Source organism: Streptomyces sp. 891-h, from assembly GCF_022760275.1.
In the GTDB taxonomy this organism is placed as follows: Bacteria; Actinomycetota; Actinomycetes; order Streptomycetales; family Streptomycetaceae; genus Streptomyces; species Streptomyces spirodelae.
In genome coordinates this window covers 4,309,897-4,329,286 of sequence record NZ_CP050693.1, presented here as the reverse complement: position 1 = coordinate 4,329,286, position 19,390 = coordinate 4,309,897, and the positions used below count along the sequence as shown (strand labels likewise).

Here is a 19,390-nt window from a genome sequence, read left to right as displayed (position 1 = left end):
CCCCAACACGAAGACAGCAGGACACGACACACAGGAGCGCAACTGTGCAACGGCGCATTCTCGGCGGAACCGGCATCTCGGTCAGCGACCACGCCCTCGGCGCCATGATGCTCGGCACCGCCAACACCGACGTCGACGACTGCGTCCGCATCGTCCACCGCGCCCTCGACGCGGGCATCAACCTGGTGGACACCGCCGACGTGTACGGCAACGGCGCGAGCGAGGAGGTCGTGGGGCGGGCGCTCAAGGGCCGCAGGGACGAGGTCGTACTGGCCACCAAGGGGCACATGCCGATGGGTGAGGACCCCAATCGGAGCGGCAACAGCCGCCGCTGGCTGACCCGGGCGCTGGATGACAGCCTGCGTCGGCTCGGCACCGACCATGTGGACCTCTACCAGCTGCACCGCCCCGATCCGCACACCGACATCGACGAGACGCTGGGGGCGCTGTCCGACTTCGTACGCGCGGGCAAGGTGCGTGCCGTGGGCACCTCCACGTTCCCCGCCGAGCTCCAGGTGGAGGCCCAGTGGGCGGCGCAGCGGGGCGGTCATGTACGGCCGCGCACCGAGCAGCCGCCGTACTCGATCCTGGCGCGTGGTGTCGAGGCCGCGCTGCTGCCCACCGCGCAGCGCTACGGTCTGGGCGTCCTGGTGTGGGGGCCGCTGTCCGCCGGCTGGCTGTCGGGGCGCATCCGCTCGGCCGACGACATCGACCTGAGCGCGGGCCGCACGGCAATCGAGCGGCACAAGTTCGATGTGAGCCTGCCCGGCAACGCGCGCAAGCTGGAGGCCGTGCTGGCGCTGAGCGAGCTGGCTGAGGAGGCCGGGATCGAGCTGCGGCACATGGCCACCGCTTTCGTCCGCAACCACCCGGCCGTCACCTCGGTGCTGCTGGGCCCCCGCACGATGGAGCATCTGGAGTCGCTGCTGACGGGTGCCGAGGTGACGCTCAGCACCGAGGTGCTGGACCGGATCGACGAGATCGTGCCCCCGGGTACGGATCTGAACCCGGACGACTTCTACTACACGCCGCCCGCGCTGGCGGACGCCGCACTGCGGCGGCGATGACGGGCCCGCCGGGGAGGGGAGCGCGCTACCGGGTGGAGACCGTCTCGGTGTCGCGGCCGGAGCGCAGGATCTTCCCCGGTACCGCGCCGGTCACCTTGTCGTCGCGGATGGTCTCCACCCCGTTGACCCATACGCCGACGACTCCGACAGCACGCGAGTCGAGCCGTGGACTGTCGCCGGGCAGGTCGTGTACGAGGGTCGCCTGGCCGGCGTCGATCCGCTCCGGGTCGAAGAGGACCAGGTCCGCGTGCCAGCCCTCGCGCACCCGACCGCGTTCGCGCAGTCCGAACAGCCGGGCCGGTTCGTCGGTGAGCATCCGCACGGCACGCTCCAGACCGACCAGCTTCCGGCCGCGCAGACAGTCGCCCAGAAAGCGGGTGGTGTACGGAGCCCCGCACATGCGGTCCAGATGGGCCCCCGCGTCCGAGCCGCCCAGCAGCACGTCCTCGTGCTCCCAGGTCTGCCTGCGCAGCTCCCAGCTCGCCGGGTCGTTGTCGGTGGGCATCGGCCACAGCACGGTGCGCAGTTCGTCGTTGGCGCAGATGTCCACCAGGCAGCCGAAGGGGTCCTGGCCCCGTTCGGCCGCGATATCGGCCACCACGCGGCCCGTCAGCCCCTCGTTGGCGGCCGAGTAGGTGTCGCCTATGACGTACCGGTCGAAGCGGGCCAGCCGGCGGAAGACGCCCGCCTCCTTGCTGTCCGCACGGCGCAGCATTTCGGCGCGTACGTCCGCGTCCCGCAGCCTGGTGATGCGTTCGGGCACCGGCAGCGCGAGGATCTCGCCCCAGCCGGGGATGAGGTTGAGCGCGCAGAAGGTGCCCAGCGACATGTTCATCGGCGTGAGGATGGGCATGGTGAGCGCGACGACGCGGCCGCCCTCCTTGCGTGCCTGCTCGCCGGCCGCCAGTTGCCGTGGCACCCGGTCGGGCACGGCGGCGTCGATGGTGAGCACATTCCAGTTGAGCGGCCGCCCGGCAGCCGCCGACATGTGTGCCAGCAGATCGATCTCCTCGTCGGAGAACTGGTCGAGGCAGCCGGCGACGATGGCCTCGATCTGGGTGCCCTCGTGGTCGGCGACGGCGCGGCAGAGCGCCAGCAGTTCCTCGGGCCGGGCGTGCCGGGAGGCGACGGGGTTGCCGTCGCCGTCGGAGTGGGTGGCGGACTGGGTGGTGGAAAGGCCCCAGGCGCCCGCCTCCATGGCCTCGTGGAGAAGCCGCAGCATCCGGGCGAGCTGTGCCTCGTCGGGCCGGCCGCCGATGGCGCCGGGGCCCATCACATGCCGTCGCAGTGCGCAGTGGCCCACCATGAAGCCCGCGTTGACGGCGATGCGGCCTTCCAGCGCGTTCAGATAGTCGCCGAAGGAGTGCCAGTCCCAGGGTGCGCCCTCCTCCAGCGCCACCAGGGACATGCCCTCCACCTTGGACATCATCCGCCGCGTGTAGTCGGCGTCCTGTGGGCGTGAGGGGTTGAGCGGGGCCAGGGTGAAGCCGCAGTTGCCGCCGGCGACGGTGGTGACGCCGTGGTTCATGGAGGGGGTGGCGTACGGGTCCCAGAACAGCTGGGCGTCGTAGTGGGTGTGCGGGTCGACGAAGCCGGGGGCCAGGACCAGGCCGGTGGCGTCCTGGCTGCTGCGGGCCTCCTCGCGGAGCGTCCCCGGCTCGGCGATACGGGCGATCCGGCCGTCCCTGATGCCCACGTCGGCCCGGTAGGAGGGTGCCCCGGTGCCGTCGACGACGGTGGCGCCCGTGATGAGGTGGTCGAGCATGCTGGGTGTCCTCCTTCGCGGAGCCTGCTCGCTCGCGAGCCTGCGGGGTGCTGGTCGGCGGTGCGGGCCGGGGCTGCCCGGCGGTCGTGTCCGGCGGTGCGGACCGGTGTCCGGCCGACGGGTCGGACAGTCAGCCGTTGCGTGCCGCGTCGCGGAAGCGGGTGGTGCGGTGCACCGGGTCGGTGTCGATCTGCGGGATCACGTGTTCACCGATGAGCTTGATCGTGTTCATGGTGTCCTCGTACGGGATGCCGATGGGCAGTCCGAAGGAGAGCTGGTCGGCGCCCGCCTGCTCCCAGCGCTTGCACTGGCGCAGCACTTCTTCGGGGTTGCCGCAGACCATCAGTTCCTCGGCGATCAGCAGGTCGACGACCTCCGCCGTGTACTCCGGGATCAGTTCGGGCCACTGCGGGATGCCCTCGGGCCGGGGGAAGGTGTCGTGGTAGCGGAAGAGCAGCGACTGCAGGTAGTTGAGGCCGCCGTGCACGGCGATCTGCTTCGCCTTCTCGGTCGTCTCGGCACAGATCGCCGTGGAGGTCACCATGACGTTGTCGTTGACGTAGCCGCCGACCGGCCGGGCGTCCTTGACGGCGCCCTTGTACGACTCGACGACCCACTCCATGTCGGAGACCTTCTGCACGCTGAAGCCCAGCACCCCCAGCCCCTTCTTCGCCGCCATCGCATACGAGGAGGGCGAGCCCGCCGCGTACCACATCGCCGGGTGTGAACCCCCGTACGGCCTGGGGAGGATCTTGCGTGGGGGCAACGACCAGTGCCTCCCCTGAAACCCCTGGTATTCGTCCTGCAGCCACATCTTCGGGAACTCGGCGATGGTCTCCTCCCAGATCTCCTTGGTGTGGTTCATGTCGGTGACACCCGGCAGGAACCCGAGGATCTCGTGGGAGCCGGCGCCCCGCCCGGAGCCGAACTCGAAGCGGCCACCGGTGAGGTGGTCGAGCATGGCGACCTTCTCCGCCACCTTCACCGGGTGGTTGACCTGCGGCAGCGGGTTGAAGATGCCGGAGCCGAGGTGGATGCGCTCGGTGGCGTGCGCGAGGTAGCCGAGGAAGACGTCGTTGGCCGACAGGTGGCTGTACTCCTCCAGGAAGTGGTGCTCGGAGGCCCAGGCGTATTTGAAGCCCGACTTGTCCGCCTGGATGACGTACTCGGTCTCCTCGACCAGCGCCTTGTGCTCGGCCTGCGGATCGGCCTGGGCCCGCGCGGCCGGCACGTACCCCTGAACAAAGAGCCCGAATTCCACGGTGTCATCTCCTTGGGCGGCTGTTTCCGGCTGTTTCCGGCTGGCCCGGCTGCTCCCGGCTGCCTCCGACGACCGTTTCTGACGGCCCGTCAGTTCACGCTGGGACCGACTGTGGCACCGCCTGGTGGGGCCGTCAATACGGCGGATACCCCCTGCCGCGGGCACCGGAGGGACCGGCGCACAGGTGAAGGAAGAGTGAAGAGTTGATCATGAATTGCTGGAGGACTTGCAAAGTCTTCCTGACGGAAATCAGCGCCCCCTCCCGCACGCCGGCGCTCTCGTCCCACAAGCGAAGGAGCAAACGCCGCGGCGACCCCGCCCGGGAGCGGCTCACAGCACAGGGACGCCCGCCAGCCAGCCGCCGTCGATGACGAACGGCTGACCGGTGACGTACGAGGAGTCCGCACAGCTGAGGAACAACGCCAGCCGCGCGACCTCCTCCGGGCGGCCCATCCTGCCCTGCGGGACGAGCTTGGCGTAAAAGGCGTCCAGGCCGCTCTCCCCGGCCCCGGCACCGGCACCGGCCCCGGCACCGGCCCCGGCCCCGCCCCCCGAGGCGCCGGACGCCTCTCCCTCGGGCCCCTCCTCGGGCGCCCCCGCCACATCCAGCCTGAGGCCGTTCTCCGCCGCCTGAGCGGGGTTCGACATCGGGGTGTCGATCGCGCCGGGGCACATCGCGTTGACGCGGACGCCCCGGCTCGCGAGCTCCATCGACGCGACGCGGGTCATCCCGACGATCGCGGCCTTGGTCGCCGCGTACGCGGTCAGAAACGCCATCCCGGCCAGCGCGGCGTACGAGGCCGTGTTGACGATGGTGCCGCCGCCGGCCGCCTCGATGCGTGGCGCGAGGGTCTTCATGCCGAGGAAGCAGCCCGTCTGGTTGACGTCGACCACCTCGCGGAACTCGGCGACGGGGGTGGCCGCCAGCTCGTTGAAGCGGAGGATGCCCGCGTTGTTGATGAGGCCGTCCACCTTCCCGAAGCTCTCCTCGGCGAGGTCGGCGGCCGACTGCCAGCCGGTCTCGTCCCGTACGTCCAGATGGACGTAGCGCGCCCGGTCGGCACCGAGCTGTGCCGCCACCCGTTCGCCTTCCTCGTCGAGCACGTCGCAGAGCACCACCTTGCCGCCCTCGGCGGCGAACAGCCGTGCCTCCGCCGCACCCTGGCCGCGTGCCGCACCACTGATCAGCACGACCCTGCCGTCGAGCTTCCCCATGTGTGCCTCCTTCTGCGGGGCCCTCCGGGGAGCCCCGCCCGTCCCCGCGAGCAGCAGCCCTACGCGTCGGCCAGGCGCGGGGCGACCTCGGCCATGAAGAGGGTCAGTTGGTCCACCAGTTCCGCCGCCGACCGGGCGCGGAAGCGCAGCTGGAGCTGGCCGACGCCCATGTCGCGGTAGGGGCGCAGCGCGTCGGCCAGCGACTCGGGCGTGCCCCGCAGGGTGCGGCGGCCCACGTCCCAGGTGGGGCGGCCCACATGGAGCGGTTCCGCGATGGCACCGACGGTGAAGGGTGTGTCCGCGAGTCCGGCCGACTCCCGCAGGCGGTGGATGCGCTCGATCTTGGGCGGCAGTGCGTCGCGGGGGTCGCCCTGGGGGAGCCATCCGTCACCGCGCAGGGCCGCACGGCGTACCGCGGGGGGCGAGGAGCCGCCGACCCACAGGGGTGGCCGTGGCCGCTGCGCGGGGCGTGGACGCTGTCCCAGACCGGCGAAGGAGTAGCGGTCTCCGGTGAAGGCGGGGAACTCCTCCTCGCCCAAGGCGGCCTTGAGCGCGTCGAGGGTCTCGTCCAGTACGGCGCCGCGGGCGCGGAAGTCCGCTCCGAGGGCGTCGAATTCCTCGCGCAGGTGTCCTGCTCCCACGCCCAGTACGAGCCGGCCCGCGGAGAGGTGGTCGAGTGTGGCGTACTGCTTGGCGGTGACCAGCGGGTGTCTCAGGCCGACGACGGCGACGTGGCTGAGCAGCGCGACGCGTTCGGTGGCGGCTGCCAGGAAGGACAGGGTGGCCACCGGGTCGTACCAGACGGTGCTCATGGTGCCGGCCAGCCGTCGCGGCACGGCCACGTGGTCGCAGCAGCCGATGTAGGCGTAGCCGTTCCGGTCGGCGGCGCGGGCCACGGCCAGCAGCTCCGCGGGCCCCGCTGCGGCTTCCCACGGTTCGGCGTAGAGGGTGCTCTGTGACTGGACCGGTAGCTGGATTCCATAGGCGAGCTGTCCGGGAGGGAAAGTCAGCACGGGCCCATGCTCGTACCTGACGCTCCGTCAGACAAGAGGGCGTCGACGACCCGGAGGTCGGCCCGGAGGTCGGCCCGGGCATCGGCCCGGACACCGCCGACGGCGAGCCGGGCGAACCACCCACCGCCCCGCATCCCCACCTGTCCGCACGGTGGCCCCCTCGGCTGACCCGTACTCAGGAGTGCTAGCCTCAGCGCCGCACCCGGCGCGTTTGCTCCCGGCAACCAGGAGCACGGATTCCGCATCCGGCTGCGCGCACGGCGCCACTGAGGGAACATGGCGGCACTGCTGTTTCCTGATCAGTTCGCGATCAGTCCGCGGACCGAACCAGACCGCACGACAATCCAATCGCTCAAGGACGCCGATGACCGAGATACCGGTGGCGCTGACCGTCATCCTGTCCGTGGGGACGGCGGCCGCCGTGGCACTCGCCCTCCTGCTGGCGCGTTCGGCGCGGGAGGCGAAGCGGTTGCGACAGCGCTCCGCCGCCACCGAGAAGGACTTGCAGGAGGCCCTGCGCCAGCAGGCGGCACTCGCCCAGCGCGCGCAGGCGACCGAGGCCGAGGTCCGGCACCTGGCGGGCGCCCGCGTCCCGGACCTGACGGCGGCGCTCGCCCATCCCAACGTCCCCGTACGCGGACTGCTCGACCCGGCGTTCCGTGGCACCGAGCTGGACCGTGCGCTCACCACGGTGCTGGAGCAGGTCAGCGACGCCGTCACCAAGGAGCGGCTGCGGGTGGACGGTGCGGCGCAGGCCGCCATGCGCGGTGCGACGACCACCATCCAGGCGCTGCTCTACCAGCTGCAGACGCGGCTGCAGACCATGCAGGAACGTTACGACGACCCGTTCGTCGCCGAGGACCTGCTGGCCGCCGACTTCCTCAACGAGCAGGCGCTGCGCCGTATCCAGTCCACCGCGATCGTCTGCGGTGCCTGGCCCGGACTGACCCGGCAGAACTCGCACCTGGGCGACATCGTCGTCGGCGCGATGTCCCGGCTCAGCGGCTACGAGCGCGTCCAGGTCACCAACCAGCTCCGCGACCCGGTGGGCGTGGTGGCGCGGGCGGTGGAGCCCGCGGCTGTGGTACTCACCGAGCTGCTCGCCAACGCGCTCCACTACTCGCACCCCGAACTCCCCGTGGCCGTCACGATCCAGCAGGGCAACCGCGGCGCCTCGGTGATCATCGATGACGCCGGCGTCGGCATGCACGCCGAGGAGGTGGAACGCGCCCAGCGGTTGATGGGAGGCCAGGACAACGTGCTCCTGACCGAGCTGGGCGACCCGCCCAGGACAGGTTTCGCGACGGTGGGGCAGCTCGCCAGGCAGTACGGCTTCACGACGTCCGTCGAGGCATCACCGTACGGCGGCGTGCGAGCCATCGTCCACATCCCCGGCGAACCGCTGCTGACGCTGCTCGACGAGGAGGAGCAGCCGATGTCCCCCATGGCCCCGGTGCCGCGGTCCACCGCGAGTGCAGCCGCGGTCCCCTCCACGATGCCAGGGCACGCGGCGACCCAGCGCCCGCCCCAGCCCCGGTCCGAGCCGGCCCGCAACGACACCGTCCACCTGGGCACAGGCGCCGGCCGTACGGCCGAGCGGCCGCGCTCCGAGCCGGCCGGTGACCCGCAGGCGCAGCCCCAGTCCGCCGAGGAGGAGCTGCCGCGCCGCCGGCGCCGCCGTCCGGGGCCGTATGTGGACCTGGGAACCTCCGGGGAGGCTGCGGCCCCCGCCCAGGGTGCGGACTCCGCCGCACCGACCGCCGAGCCCCCGCAGACGCCGGCCGCGTCACCGGAGGAGAGCGCCCAGCGCTGGGCCGCCTTCCAGCGCGGCACCAACTCGGGCCGCGCGGCGGTCGACGAGGCCGCAGAGACGGGCACGCTGCCCCGAGTGACGCCCGCGGCGCCGGGTTCCGACACCGATCACGGCAACGCGGTCGCCGACGACCAGCACGCCGATTTCCGTTCCGCTGAAGGGAATCCGCAGGCATGACAATCCCCGCACGCAGGTCGCTCCGGGACGACACCTCATGGGTGCTGGGCCCCCTCCTGGAGCTGCCGCACGTCATCCACGCGGCCGTCATCTCCGGCGACGGCCTCATCGAGGGGCGTTCGCCCAATCTGGAGCGGGACGCGGCAGAGGGTGTGGCCGCGATGCTCTCCGCGCTCCAGGGCGCGGCGCGCACGACCACGGCGGCGTTCGCCGGGACGTTCGAGGCGCGGCTGCGGCAGACCGTGGTGGAGTCCGACCACGGCTGGGTCTTCGCGATCCCCGCGGGCGAGAACACCACGCTGGCCGTGTTCGCGGGTCCCGACGTGAACATGGGCGTGGTCACCCACCAGATGCAGGTACAGGTCGCGTCGCTGGGTGCGAAGACCATGAGCACCCCGGCGAGGAACGACACGACCACATGACTCCGCCGCCCCGTGACGGCAGGCGCCTGGTGCCTGCGTATCTGGCGACGACCGGACGAGCACGGCCCAGCCGCAACACGCTCGACCGCCTCACCGTGCTGCACGGTGCCGCGGACCCCTCGACGGTCTCCGGGCTGCGCCCGGAGGAGATCCGGCTGTTGGAGCTGCTGCGCGGCGGTGCGCTGTCGCTCGCCGAGGCCGCCGCGCACCTGCGGCTTCCGGTCAGTGTGGTCAAGGTCCTGGTGGCCGACCTGGTGGACGCGGGCCGACTGATGGCCCGCGCCCCGATCCCCGACGCCGAACTGCCGGAGCGGCAGATTCTGGAGAAAGTTCTCAATGGACTCCGCACTCTCAAGTCCTCCTAGTCCGGAACCCCCGTCGGGCGCAGGGGCAGGCTCCATGTATCTGGACGACAAGCCGCAGACGCTGGTCAAGCTGCTGGTCGCGGGGCCGTTCGGGGTGGGCAAGACCACCTTCATCCGCTCGCTGTCGGAGACGAAGCCGCTGCACACCGAGGAGGTGATGACGCGTACCGGGGCGCTGGTGGACGATCTGGCCGGGGTGCGCGACAAGACCACCACCACGGTCGCCATCGACTTCGGGCGGCTGACGCTGCCCGGGGATCTGGTGCTGTACATGTTCGGCACCCCGGGTCAGCGCAGGTTCCGTCCGCTGTGGCAGGACATAGCCCGGGGCGCGCTGGGCGCCCTGGTGCTGGCGGACACCCGTCGCCTGGCCGACTCCTTCGAGGTGATGGACATGATCGAGGAGGCGGGCCTGCGGTACGCGGTGGCCGTCAACTCCTTCCCCGACTCGCCGCAGCACCACCCCGACACCCTGCGGGACCACCTCGACCTGGCGCCCGACACCCCGCTGGTGGTGTGTGACGCGCGCGACCGTGACCAGTCGGCGGACGCGCTGATCGCGCTCGTGGGCCACGTCCTGGAGGCCCTCGACCGGCAGCAGCAACAGCAGTCCGGCCAGGTAGACAGCCAACCGCAGCAGCCCCAGGAGTTGACTTGAGCACCGCACCAGCGCCGGGAACGCAGCCCTCCGGCCAGATGCCTCCTCCGCTGTCCCGGCCCAACAACGAGGTCACGCCGCTGTACGGGGAGGAGTTCGCCGCCGACCCGTACGCCGTCTACGAGCGGCTGCGCAAGTTCGGCGCCATCGCGCCGGTGGAGATCGCCCCCGGGGTGGGCGCGATGCTGGTGATCGACTACCGCGCCGCTCTGGAGCTGCTGCACGACTCGGCCACCTGGTCGAAGGACTCCAGCATCTGGCTGGACAGCGTGCCGGAGGACTCGGCCGTGATGCCGATGCTGCGCGGCAGGCCCAACGCGCTGTTCACCGACGGGGAGACGCACGCCCGCTACCGGAGGGTGATCTCCGACGGCTTCGCGCGGCTGGAGCCGCACACCATCCGCCAGATGGTGCGGGAGGTCGCCGACTCACTGATCGCGAGCTTCGCGCAGGACGGCGAGGCCGACCTGGTCGGCCAGTTCGCGCGGGTGCTGCCGCTGCTCGTCTTCAACCGGGTCTTCGGCCTGCCGGACGAGAGCAGCCAGCTGCTGATCCAGGGCATCGCCGGGATGTTCGACAGCAAGACGCCCGAGGAGGCGGCAGCGGCCGACGCCGCGTACACCCGCTACATCACCGAGCTGACACAGCTCAAGCAGCGCGAGCGCGGCCAGGACCTGACGTCCTGGTTCATCGACCACCCCGCGGAGCTGACCGCCGAGGAGGTCGTCCACCAGATCGTGGTGACGCTGGGCGCCAGCTACGAGCCGCTGTCCAACCTCATCGGCAACGCGCTCAGCCGGATGCTCGTGGACGACCGCTACTACGGCAACCTCTCCGGCGGCGCGCTGACGGCCCGCGACGCGCTGCACGACGTACTGCGCAACGAGCCGCCGATGGCCAACTACTCGGCGCACTACCCCCGCCACGACGTCTACTTCCACGGCGTGTGGCTGCGCGCCGGACAGCTCGTCCTGGTCTCCTACGCGGCGGCCTCCACCCAGAGCGGCCGCTCGGCACCGGGTGAGAGCATCGGCGCCGCGGCGTCCGGGGGCGGGGCGCATCTGGCGTGGGCGGCCGGCCCGCACGCCTGCCCCGCGCAGCAGCCCGCGCTGCTCATCGCGACGACCGCCATCGAACGGCTCACCGCCTGGCTGTCGGACATCGAGCTGACGGTGCGCTACGACCAACTCCAGTGGCGGCCGGGACCCTTCCAGCGCGGACTGGTCTCGCTGCCCGCACGGTTCAGCCCCGTCAGTCCCGACACCGCAGGAGGAACTCCGTGGAAGCACAGCGGCACACGGTCCGCATAGACCCTTCAGGGCGGGACATCCACGGCGAGGCCGAGCGCATCCGCGAGCTGGGGGCGAGCGCCACCCTGGTCGAGCTGCCCGCCGGGGTACACGCCTGGTACGTCAGCGAGTTCGACGCGCTCAAGGAGCTGCTGCGCGATCCGCGGGTCTCCAAGGACCCGCGTCAGCACTGGCCGCCCTGGCAGCGCGGCGAGTTCCGCGACAGCTGGCTGCTGACCTGGCTCGACCGGGAGAACATGCTCGTCTCGTACGGGGACGACCACAAACGGCTGCGCAAGCTGGTCGCTCCCGCGTTCACCGCGCGCCGCACGGCGGCGATGCTGCCCGAGGTGGAGCGGATCACCGGCGAGCTGCTGGACGCGATGGAGCGGCAGGCGCGGCAGTCCGGGCCCGGCGGGGAGCCGCTGGAGCTGCGCTCGGCTTTCGCGCACCCGCTGCCGATGAATGTGATCTGCGAGCTGTTCGGCGTGCCCGCGGAGCAGCGGCCCGAGATGCGGCGGCTGATGAATCTGATCATGGACACCACGCTGACGGCCGAGCAGGCCGCGCAGACGGCGGTGGACATGCATGCGGCCTTCACCGCGCTGGCCGAGGCGAAGCGCGCCGAGCCGGGTGAGGATCTGACCAGTGTGCTGGTCTCGGCCCGGGACGAGGAGGGCGACAGGCTCTCCGAGAAGGAGCTGCTGGACACCCTGCTGCTGATGATCGGCGCTGGGCACGAGACGACCGTCAATCTCATCGGCAACGCGGTGCAAGCGCTGCTCACCCACCCTGGCCAACTGGAGCTGGTGCGGGAGGGCAAGGCGTCCTGGGACGACGTGATCGAGGAGACGCTGCGCTGGGCGCCCAGCATCGCCAATCTGCCGCTGCGGTTCGCCGTCGAGCAGATCGAACTGGCGGACGGCACCACGATCCGCCAGGGCGACGCCATCGTCTCCACGATCGCGTCGGCCAACCGCGACCCGGCCAAGTACGGTGCGGGGGCCGCCGAGTTCGACATCCTGCGGCCCGGCGGCGAGCATCTGTCGTTCGGCCACGGAGTGCACTTCTGTCTGGGCGCTCCGCTGGCCCGGATGGAGGCGCGTATCGCGCTGTCCGGGCTCTTCGACCGGTTCCCGAAGCTGGCGTTGGCGGTGCCGCCCGAGGAGCTGGCGCAGGTTCCCTCGGCCATCGCCTTCGGCTACGCGAAGCTGCCGGTGCGGCCGCTGGGCTGAGCGGCAGCGGCGCTGTGAGCCGGAGGTGGCGGGGAGCGGGCGGCCCGGAGGACAGGGCCGGGCAGCCGCTCCCCGCCGCTTCCCCGGCCCGCCGGTGCCGGCACCGGGGTCAGGGGCCGGCCCACAGCCCCTCGTCCGTCAGCCCCAGCAGTTCGATGGCGTTGCCGCGCACGATCCGCTCCACCAGTTCGGCCGGCAGGTGTCCCATCTGGGCCTCGCCGACCTCCCTGGACTTGGGCCAGGTCGAGTCGGAGTGCGGGTAGTCGGTCTCGTACAGGACGTTGGGCACGCCGATGGACTCCACGTTCTTCAGTCCGAAGTCGTCGTCGAAGAAGCAGCCGTAGACGTGCTCGGCGAACAGCTCGGAGGGCGGGCGCAGCACCTTGTCCGCCACCCCTCCCCAGCCCCGGTTCTCCTCCCACACCGCATCGGCGCGCTCCAGGATGTACGGAATCCAGCCGATCTGGCCCTCCGCGTACATGATCCGCAGGTTCGGGAAGCGGTCGAAGATCCCGCTCATCAGCCAGTCGACCATCGAGAAGCAGCAGTTGGCGAAGGTGAGGGTGGAGCCGACGGCGGGGGGCGCGTCCGCCGAGGTGGAGGGCATCCTGCTGGAGGAGCCGATGTGCATGGCGATGACGGTTCCGGTCTCGTCGCAGGCCCGCAGGAAGGGGTCCCAGGCGTCGGTGTGGACGGACGGCAGCCCCAGGCGCGGCGGGATCTCGGAGAAGCAGACGGCGCGTACGCCGCGTGCCGCGTTGCGCCGTACCTCCTCGGCGGCCAGTTCGGCGTCCCACAGCGGCACGAGGGTGAGTGGTATGAGGCGCCCCCGCGCGTCGGGGCCGCACCACTCCTCGACCATCCAGTCGTTGTACGCCCGCACCCCCAGCAGGCCCAGTTCCCGGTCCTTGGCCTCGGTGAAGGTCTGCCCGCAGAAGCGGGGGAAGGTGGGGAAGCACAGGGCCGACTGGACGTGGTTGACGTCCATGTCCGCCAGCCGTTCGCGTACGTCGTAGGAGCCGGGGCGCATCTGCTCGTAGGTGATGGCCTCCAGCCGCACCTCGTCCCTGTCGTAGCCGACGGCCGTGTCGAGCCTGGTCAGCGGGCGGCGCAGCTCCTCGTACACCCACCAGTCGGCCATCGGCCCCTCGTCGCCGGCCTCGCCCATGGTGGGCGCGAACTTCCCGCCGACGAAGGTCATCTCCTTCAGCGGCGCACGGACGATACGCGGTCCGACCTCGCGGTACCGGGACGGCAGCCTCTCCCGCCACACGTGCGGGGGTTCGACCGTGTGGTCGTCCACCGAGATGATCCTGGGGAAGGTCTCCATACGGTCAAGGTAGCGCCGACCTGACGGTCCGTCAGCTCTTGTGCGCCGGATTCCGGTTCCCGTCCGCCGTCGGCGAATTCGAAGGCTTCGTAGAGAGGCCGGTACCTGAGCTGACGTAATTGCCATGAACAAGGCAGACTGGCCCCTGCGGGGAACGGAGGAGTGCGGAGCTGCAGGGGAGCACACCAATGGGCGCCGGGGACGATACGCGAGTCGGAACGGAGCATGGGGAGCAGAAGCTTCGCTTCGCCGTGCTCGGCCCCGTCCGCGCCTGGCGCGGCGACCAGCCGGTCGGCATGGGCTCACCCCAGCAGAAAGCGCTGCTCGCGGCGCTGCTGCTGCGCGGCGGCCACACCGCGACCGCCGAGGAGCTCATCGACTCCATCTGGGGCGAGGAGCCGCCCGAGCGGGCCAAGGCGGCGCTGCGCACCTACGCCTCCCGCATCCGCAAGGCACTCGGCGCCGACGCCGACATCCTGGTCAGCGAGTCCGGCGGCTACGCCATCCGTACCGGCCCCGAGGCCGCACTGGACGTAGAAACAGCGCACGAACTGGCCGTACGCGCCGAGAAGGCCGCCACCGGGGGCGACCGCGCCCAGGCGCGCGAACTGTACGGCGCGGCCCTGAAGCACTGGGATGGCGAACCCCTCGCCCACGTCCCCGGCCCCTTCGCCGAACACCAGCGCGTCCGGCTGGAGGAGTGGCGACTGAGCCTGCTGGAGCTGCGGCTCGATCTCGACCTCCAGGTCGGCTGCCACGCGGAGGCCGTCAGCGAACTGACGGCGCTGACCGCGGCGCACCCGCTGCGCGAGAGACTGCGCGAACTGCTGATGCTCGCCCTCTACCGCAGCGGACGGCAGGCCGAGGCACTGGCCGTCTACGCCGACACCCGCCGGCTGCTCGCCGACGAACTCGGCGTCGACCCGCGCCCCGAACTCTCCGAGCTCCAGCAGCGCATCCTGGAGGCCGACGAAGACCTCACCTTCCAGTCCGACAGCAGCTCCCCCTCCTCGGCCACCACGGTCACCCGGCCCGCGCAGCTCCCCGCCACCGTCGCCGACTTCACCGGCCGCGCCTCCTTCGTCGCCGAACTCGGCGACCAGCTCGCCCAGGCCGAGGGCACGGTCATGGCCGTCTCCGCCGTCGCGGGCATCGGCGGCGTCGGCAAGACGACGCTGGCCATCCATGTGGCCCACGCCGCCGCCGACCGCTTCCCCGACGGCCAGCTCTACGTCGACCTCCAGGGCGCCGGGGCCTCGCCCGCCGATCCGGAGACCGTCCTCGGCTCCTTCCTGCGCGCTCTGGGCGTCGCCGACTCGGCCATTCCCAGCGGCATCGAGGACCGCGCCGCTCTGTTCCGCTCGCTGCTGGCCGGCCGCCGGGTTCTCGCGCTGCTGGACAACGCCCGGGACGCCGCACAGGTGCGGCCCCTGCTGCCCGGCACGGCAGGGTGTGCGGCGCTGGTCACCAGCCGGATGCGGATGGTCGACCTGGCAGGGGCACATCTGGTGGACCTCGATGTGATGAGCCCCGAGGAGGCCATCGCCCTTTTTACCCGCATTGTGGGCGAGGAGCGGGTGCTCTCCGAGCGCGAGGCCGCCATGGACGTGGTGGCCGCCTGCGGGTTTCTGCCGCTGGCCATCCGCATCGCGGCAGCCCGGCTCTCGGCCCGCCGCACCTGGACGGTCTCCGTGCTCGCCGCCAAGCTCGGCGACGAGCGGCGCCGCCTGGACGAACTCCAGGCGGGCGACCAGGCCGTCAAGGCCACCTTCGAACTCGGATACGGCCAGCTCGACCGCGAACAGGCCCGCGCATTCCGCCTGCTGGGCCTCGCCGAGGGCCCCGACATCTCCCTCGACGCCGCCACGGCCCTCCTGGACCGCGCCCCGGAGCAGACAGAGGACCTGCTGGAGTCCCTCGTCGACACCTCCCTCCTGGAGTCCGCAGCCCCCCGCCGCTACCGCTTCCACGACCTGGTCCGCCTCTTCGCACGCGCCTGCGCGGAGCGCGACGAGCAGCCGCCCAGCGAGTGCGAGGCGGCGCTGGGACGGCTGCTGGACTTCTACCTGGCGACGGCGCGCAACGCGCACGCTCTCGAGCGCCCGGAGGAGCGGCTGGTCGACCATCTGGAGCCCACGGACCACGAGGGCCTCGCCTTCACCGGCCAAGAGCAGGCCATCGACTGGCTCTTCGCCGAGTCGGCGTGCTTCCTGGCGTGTGCGCACCAGTCGTGGCACGGCGCGGCCCTCGACAAGGCCGTCGACCTGCTGATGGCGGCCGGCGCGCTGGCCGAGTCAGGAGTGAACATCCGGCAGTACCAGCAGGCGGCGGAGGCGCTCAAGGCGGCCGCACATGCGCACGACAACGCACGCGCCGAGGCGCGGGCCCGTTCGATCCTGACCGGACTCCATCTGACGACGGGCGACTTCGACGCCGCTGACGCGGAGGCCCGCGAGGCCGGTCTGCTGGGAACCGCCGCGGGAGATCCGATTTCCCGCTCGTACGCGCTGAACGACCGCGGCATCGTGGCCAACTACCAGGGCCGCTACCACGAGGCCAAGCAGCACCTCGGCCAGGCCCTGGACGCCTTCCTCGCCCAGGACAACAAAATCGCGGCGGCCAGTGCGCTGGGCAATCTCTCCCGCGCCAGCACCTGGCTGGGGGACACGGCGGAGGCGCTCGAGCTGGCCGGCCGGGCGGTTGCCATCCACTCCCGCGTGGGTGTCTCCATGCGGCGGGCGAACGCCCTGTACGCCTTCGGTATCGCGCTCACCGAGGCGAACCGGCTGACGGAGGCGGAAGTGCACCTCGGCGAAGCGCTGCACATCTTCCAGCAGAGCCGTCAGCGGTTGTGGGAAGGAATGGTCTACTTCCGGCTGGGTCAGGTCCACCTCGCCGCCCAGCAACCTGCCCAGGCGGCGATGCTCGCCGAGCAGTCCATCGCCATCTTGCGCAGCGTCGGCGGACCCTGGCGACGTGCGCACGCCCTGACACTGCTCGGGCGGGCGCTGGATGCCATAGGCCATCAGCGCCGAGCACACGCCTGCTGGCGCGAGGCGCTGGAGCAGTATGAGGCGCTGGGGGCTTCCGAGGCGGCCGCGGTCCGGGAGTTGATGAGCGCGAAGGACGTGGCCTGACCGGGAATTCGCACATACTGCCGGTCACCCGGAGCCGCGAAGCCTCGTTCAACGTCTTCACCCATGGGACGTTCATCGATCGTTTATCGCCTCCCTGCATGCTCTTAGCAGTCGATCCGGCGCCTCGGGGGGCAGGCGGATCGGCAGGGGGAACCGACCAACCCCCCGGTAGGGTGAACGGCCCTGACCCGTCCGTCCGGCGGCCCACGGGGGAGCCGCTGGGCGGACATCTGCCCACAAGCCCATAGAGGGGAAGCCACCATGAGCGACCACGAAGAGAAGGTCACGCCCGAGAGCGGCGAGGTCACCACCAAGGACCGCAACAACACCATCAAGCCGAAGAAGAGCTCCAAGGACCAGTCGAGCGAGGCCGGCACGTTCAGCACCCAGGACCGCAACAACACCATCCGGCCCGCCAACTGAGCTCGCTCCCCGGGGGGAGCAGGGGGATCGGGGGAACCCCCTCGGGGAGCGGAAGCGGCCCTTCACGGGCCATGGCAGGGAATCGGGGGGACTCGTCCTCCAGGGGCGGGATACGAGATTCCCTGTATGACGGGGGGACCCGAGGGTCGTGGCCGACGGCGAAGAGGGGGAGCCGTCGGACGCGGCCCTCGCCGCATGAGTGGTGCTCGTTGTTTCTCCGAGCACTGCAGCGTCAATGTATCGACCAGAACATGTATTCGCTCCCGGAGGGACACCCCATGACCCGATCCACGAAGCTGATCACTACTTGCACGCTCGCGCTCGCCGCGGCGGGGGCTCTGGCCATACCCGCGGTGGCGGCCGCGCAGGCACCGCCGGACCGGGCGCAGACCATCTCCATCCTGGACCGCAACGCGACCATGCTGCCGAGCGGCGACGACGCGGCCTCCCTCACCGCCCCCGCAACCGCGTCTTGACGACCTTCCCGCTCGCGTTACGCGGCAACTCCGCCACGAACTCGACCTGCCGCGGCACTTTGTAGTTGGCCATCTCGCGGCGGGACCAGGCGATCAGGTCGTCCGCTGTGACCGTCGCGCCGGGGTGGCGTACGGCGAAGGCCTTGGCGACCTCGCCCAGCCGGGCGTCGGGGACACCGACGACGGCGACCTCGGCGATGCCGGGGTGGCGGGCGAGGAGTTGCTCTATCTCGGCCGGATAGGCGTTGAAGCCGCCGACGATGAACATGTCCTTGATCCGGTCGGTGATGCGCAGATTGCCGTCGGTGTCCATGACCCCGACGTCGCCGGTGCGCAGCCAGCCGGCCGGGGTGAGCACCTCTTCGGTCCGGCTGGGCTCCTCGAAGTAGCCGGACATCACGTGGTAGCCGCGCACCAGCACCTCGCCGGGGGTGCCGGCCGGCTGCTCGGCACCCGAGGAGGCCACGACCTTCACCTCCGTACCCGGCAGGGCCCGTCCCGAGGTCGCTGCGACGACCTCGGGCGGGTCGCCGCGCCGGCACATCGTCACGGTGCCGGACGCCTCGGTCAGCCCGTAGGCGGTCAGTACGGTGCCGACCCCGAGCTCGGCGCGCAGCCGCTCGACCAGCTCCAGCGGGACGACGGCCGCGCCGGTCACCACCAGGCGGAGCGCGGACAGGTCGTGCTGGTGGCGGGCCGGGTGGTCGAGCAGCGACTGGTGGAGGGTGGGCGGCCCTGGCAGCACGCTGATCCGCTCGGTGGCGATATGGGCCAGCGCCGTCTCCGCGTTGAAGACCGGCTGCGGGATCATCGTCGCGCCGCGCAGCAGACAGGCGATGACGCCCGCCTTGTAGCCGAAGGTGTGGAAGAACGGGTTGACGATCAAATAGCGGTCGCCCTCGGCCAGTCCGGCCAGCTCGCTCCAGCAGTCGTAGACGCGCAGCGTCTGCTCATGGGTGATGACCACGCCCTTGGGGTGCCCTGTGGTGCCCGAGGTGAAGGTGATGTCGGAGGGCGCGGACGGGGCTGTCAGCTCGGCGCGCTCCCGGACCGTACGGCTGGAGACGGCTGTGCCGCCGTCCAGGAAGTCCGCCCAGGTGCGGAAGTTCTCCGGCGCGTCCGGTGCGAGGACCACCACCTCGCGCAGGTGCGGCAGTCCGGGCAGCGGCCCGGTGCCAGGCCCCTCGGCGGTGGCACGGCGCAGTGAAGCGACGTACGAGGCGCCCAGGAAGGTGCCGGTGACGAACAGCAGCCGGGCGCGGGTCCGCTCCAGCACATAGGCCGCCTCGGCGCCCTTGAAGCGGGTGTTGACCGGTACCAGGACGCCGCCCGCGGTGACGGCGCCGAGCGCGGCGACGATCCAGTCCAGCGTGTTGGGCGCCCACACGGCCACCCGGTCGCCCGGCTCCAGGCCCCGGGCGAGGCAGGCGGCCGCTGCCCGCTCGACCCGCTCCCCCAGTTCGGCGTACGAGACACGGGTGCGGCCCTCGACGACGGCCTCGCGCTCCCCGTACCGCTCGGCGGCCGCCCGTACCAGCAGGGGAACGGTCCGCGGGGTGGCCGAAGATGCGGCCCCCGGGGTGGTCCGTGGCGCTTTCCCGTACGCGGGCGAGAAGTCCGTACCGCTCACCTTGCGCCTCCTAGGCCGGGCCGGCGAGCACCGGCGCCCCTACCTGACACGGTTACCTGACACAGCTACCTGACACACCGTCAGGTTAGCGGTAGCCTCCCGCACTGTCAGTAC

The 19,390-nt window shown here is 71.3% G+C and carries 15 protein-coding genes and 1 pseudogene; 10 read left to right on the top strand and 6 right to left on the bottom strand.

Going from position 1 to position 19,390, the window contains the following annotated elements:
- The first annotated feature begins 44 nt into the window (after positions 1–44).
- The gene (locus HC362_RS18945; RefSeq protein ID WP_243085160.1) at positions 45–1,067 is read left to right on the top strand and encodes an aldo/keto reductase; all 1,023 of its coding nucleotides are present in this window, start codon (positions 45–47) and stop codon (positions 1,065–1,067) included.
- Positions 1,068–1,092: 25 nt separating this feature from the next.
- Here HC362_RS18945 and HC362_RS18940 read toward each other — a convergent pair.
- The 4 genes and pseudogenes from HC362_RS18940 to HC362_RS18925 all read right to left on the bottom strand — a co-directional run.
- Positions 1,093–2,850: pseudogene (locus HC362_RS18940) on the bottom strand (D-aminoacylase); the annotation flags it as partial.
- 112 nt (positions 2,851–2,962) lie between these two features.
- The gene (locus HC362_RS18935; RefSeq protein WP_243085158.1) at positions 2,963–4,093 is read right to left on the bottom strand and encodes an LLM class flavin-dependent oxidoreductase; all 1,131 of its coding nucleotides are present in this window, start codon (positions 4,091–4,093) and stop codon (positions 2,963–2,965) included.
- Positions 4,094–4,423: 330 nt separating this feature from the next.
- A complete protein-coding gene (locus HC362_RS18930; protein ID WP_243085157.1) occupies positions 4,424–5,308 on the bottom strand; it encodes an SDR family NAD(P)-dependent oxidoreductase in 885 nt (294 codons plus the stop codon).
- Between the two features lie 59 nt (positions 5,309–5,367).
- The gene (locus tag HC362_RS18925; RefSeq protein ID WP_243085155.1) at positions 5,368–6,321 is read right to left on the bottom strand and encodes a TIGR03619 family F420-dependent LLM class oxidoreductase; all 954 of its coding nucleotides are present in this window, start codon (positions 6,319–6,321) and stop codon (positions 5,368–5,370) included.
- A 364-nt stretch (positions 6,322–6,685) separates the two neighbouring features.
- Between HC362_RS18925 and HC362_RS18920 the strand changes: the two genes are divergently transcribed.
- Genes HC362_RS18920 through HC362_RS18895 form a run of 6 tightly spaced genes read left to right on the top strand, consistent with a single transcriptional unit; the run spans position 6,686 to position 12,280 of the window.
- Positions 6,686–8,311: an ATP-binding protein gene (locus tag HC362_RS18920; RefSeq protein ID WP_243085153.1), complete on the top strand. Its 1,626-nt coding sequence runs from the start codon at positions 6,686–6,688 to the stop codon at positions 8,309–8,311.
- Positions 8,308–8,733 carry a roadblock/LC7 domain-containing protein gene (locus tag HC362_RS18915; protein ID WP_243085151.1) on the top strand — a complete coding sequence of 142 codons (426 nt, stop codon included), beginning with the start codon at positions 8,308–8,310 and terminating at the stop codon, positions 8,731–8,733. Before HC362_RS18920 ends, HC362_RS18915 begins: the two co-directional genes overlap by 4 nt.
- Positions 8,730–9,098: a DUF742 domain-containing protein gene (locus tag HC362_RS18910; RefSeq protein WP_209265360.1), complete on the top strand. Its 369-nt coding sequence runs from the start codon at positions 8,730–8,732 to the stop codon at positions 9,096–9,098. The genes HC362_RS18915 and HC362_RS18910 overlap by 4 nt, the downstream gene beginning before the upstream one ends.
- A 34-nt stretch (positions 9,099–9,132) precedes the next feature.
- Positions 9,133–9,756 (top strand): ATP/GTP-binding protein, encoded by a 624-nt coding sequence (locus tag HC362_RS18905; RefSeq protein ID WP_243085150.1) that lies wholly within the window; start codon positions 9,133–9,135, stop codon positions 9,754–9,756.
- A complete protein-coding gene (locus HC362_RS18900; protein ID WP_243085149.1) occupies positions 9,753–11,066 on the top strand; it encodes a cytochrome P450 in 1,314 nt (437 codons plus the stop codon). Before HC362_RS18905 ends, HC362_RS18900 begins: the two co-directional genes overlap by 4 nt.
- A complete protein-coding gene (locus HC362_RS18895) occupies positions 11,036–12,280 on the top strand; it encodes a cytochrome P450 (RefSeq protein ID WP_243085147.1) in 1,245 nt (414 codons plus the stop codon). The genes HC362_RS18900 and HC362_RS18895 overlap by 31 nt, the downstream gene beginning before the upstream one ends.
- Positions 12,281–12,389: 109 nt before the next feature.
- Here HC362_RS18895 and HC362_RS18890 read toward each other — a convergent pair whose 3' ends face one another.
- Positions 12,390–13,610 (bottom strand): amidohydrolase family protein, encoded by a 1,221-nt coding sequence (locus HC362_RS18890; RefSeq protein ID WP_243085145.1) that lies wholly within the window; start codon positions 13,608–13,610, stop codon positions 12,390–12,392.
- Positions 13,611–13,798: 188 nt separating this feature from the next.
- Between HC362_RS18890 and HC362_RS18885 the strand changes: the two genes are divergently transcribed.
- From HC362_RS18885 to HC362_RS18875, 3 genes are all read left to right on the top strand, one after another.
- Positions 13,799–16,747 (top strand): AfsR/SARP family transcriptional regulator, encoded by a 2,949-nt coding sequence (locus HC362_RS18885; protein WP_243085144.1) that lies wholly within the window; start codon positions 13,799–13,801, stop codon positions 16,745–16,747.
- Positions 16,748–17,008: 261 nt separating this feature from the next.
- A complete protein-coding gene (locus HC362_RS18880) occupies positions 17,009–17,170 on the top strand; it encodes a hypothetical protein (protein ID WP_243085142.1) in 162 nt (53 codons plus the stop codon).
- A gap of 278 nt (positions 17,171–17,448) precedes the next feature.
- Positions 17,449–17,646, top strand: a complete 198-nt coding sequence (locus HC362_RS18875; RefSeq protein WP_243085140.1) for a hypothetical protein — start codon at positions 17,449–17,451, stop codon at positions 17,644–17,646.
- Here the strand turns inward: HC362_RS18875 and HC362_RS18870 are convergent.
- On the bottom strand, positions 17,621–19,186 hold the full coding sequence (locus HC362_RS18870; protein ID WP_243088696.1) for a FadD3 family acyl-CoA ligase: 1,566 nt from the start codon (positions 19,184–19,186) through the stop codon (positions 17,621–17,623). The genes HC362_RS18875 and HC362_RS18870 overlap by 26 nt on opposite strands.
- Positions 19,187–19,390: the final 204 nt, after the last annotated feature.

Bases quoted from the DNA above. Each gene is read 5' to 3' on its own strand.
- HC362_RS18930 (WP_243085157.1), bottom strand. From the start codon at position 5,308: ATGGGGAAGCTCGACGGCAGGGTCGTGCTGATCAGTGGTGCGGCACGC.
- HC362_RS18890 (WP_243085145.1), bottom strand. From the start codon at position 13,610: ATGGAGACCTTCCCCAGGATCATCTCGGTGGACGACCACACGGTCGAA.
- HC362_RS18885 (WP_243085144.1), top strand. From the start codon at position 13,799: ATGGGCGCCGGGGACGATACGCGAGTCGGAACGGAGCATGGGGAGCAG.
- HC362_RS18910 (WP_209265360.1), top strand. From the start codon at position 8,730: ATGACTCCGCCGCCCCGTGACGGCAGGCGCCTGGTGCCTGCGTATCTG.
- HC362_RS18880 (WP_243085142.1), top strand. From the start codon at position 17,009: ATGAGCGACCACGAAGAGAAGGTCACGCCCGAGAGCGGCGAGGTCACC.
- HC362_RS18920 (WP_243085153.1), top strand. From the start codon at position 6,686: ATGACCGAGATACCGGTGGCGCTGACCGTCATCCTGTCCGTGGGGACG.
- HC362_RS18875 (WP_243085140.1), top strand. From the start codon at position 17,449: ATGACCCGATCCACGAAGCTGATCACTACTTGCACGCTCGCGCTCGCC.
- HC362_RS18905 (WP_243085150.1), top strand. From the start codon at position 9,133: ATGTATCTGGACGACAAGCCGCAGACGCTGGTCAAGCTGCTGGTCGCG.
- HC362_RS18915 (WP_243085151.1), top strand. From the start codon at position 8,308: ATGACAATCCCCGCACGCAGGTCGCTCCGGGACGACACCTCATGGGTG.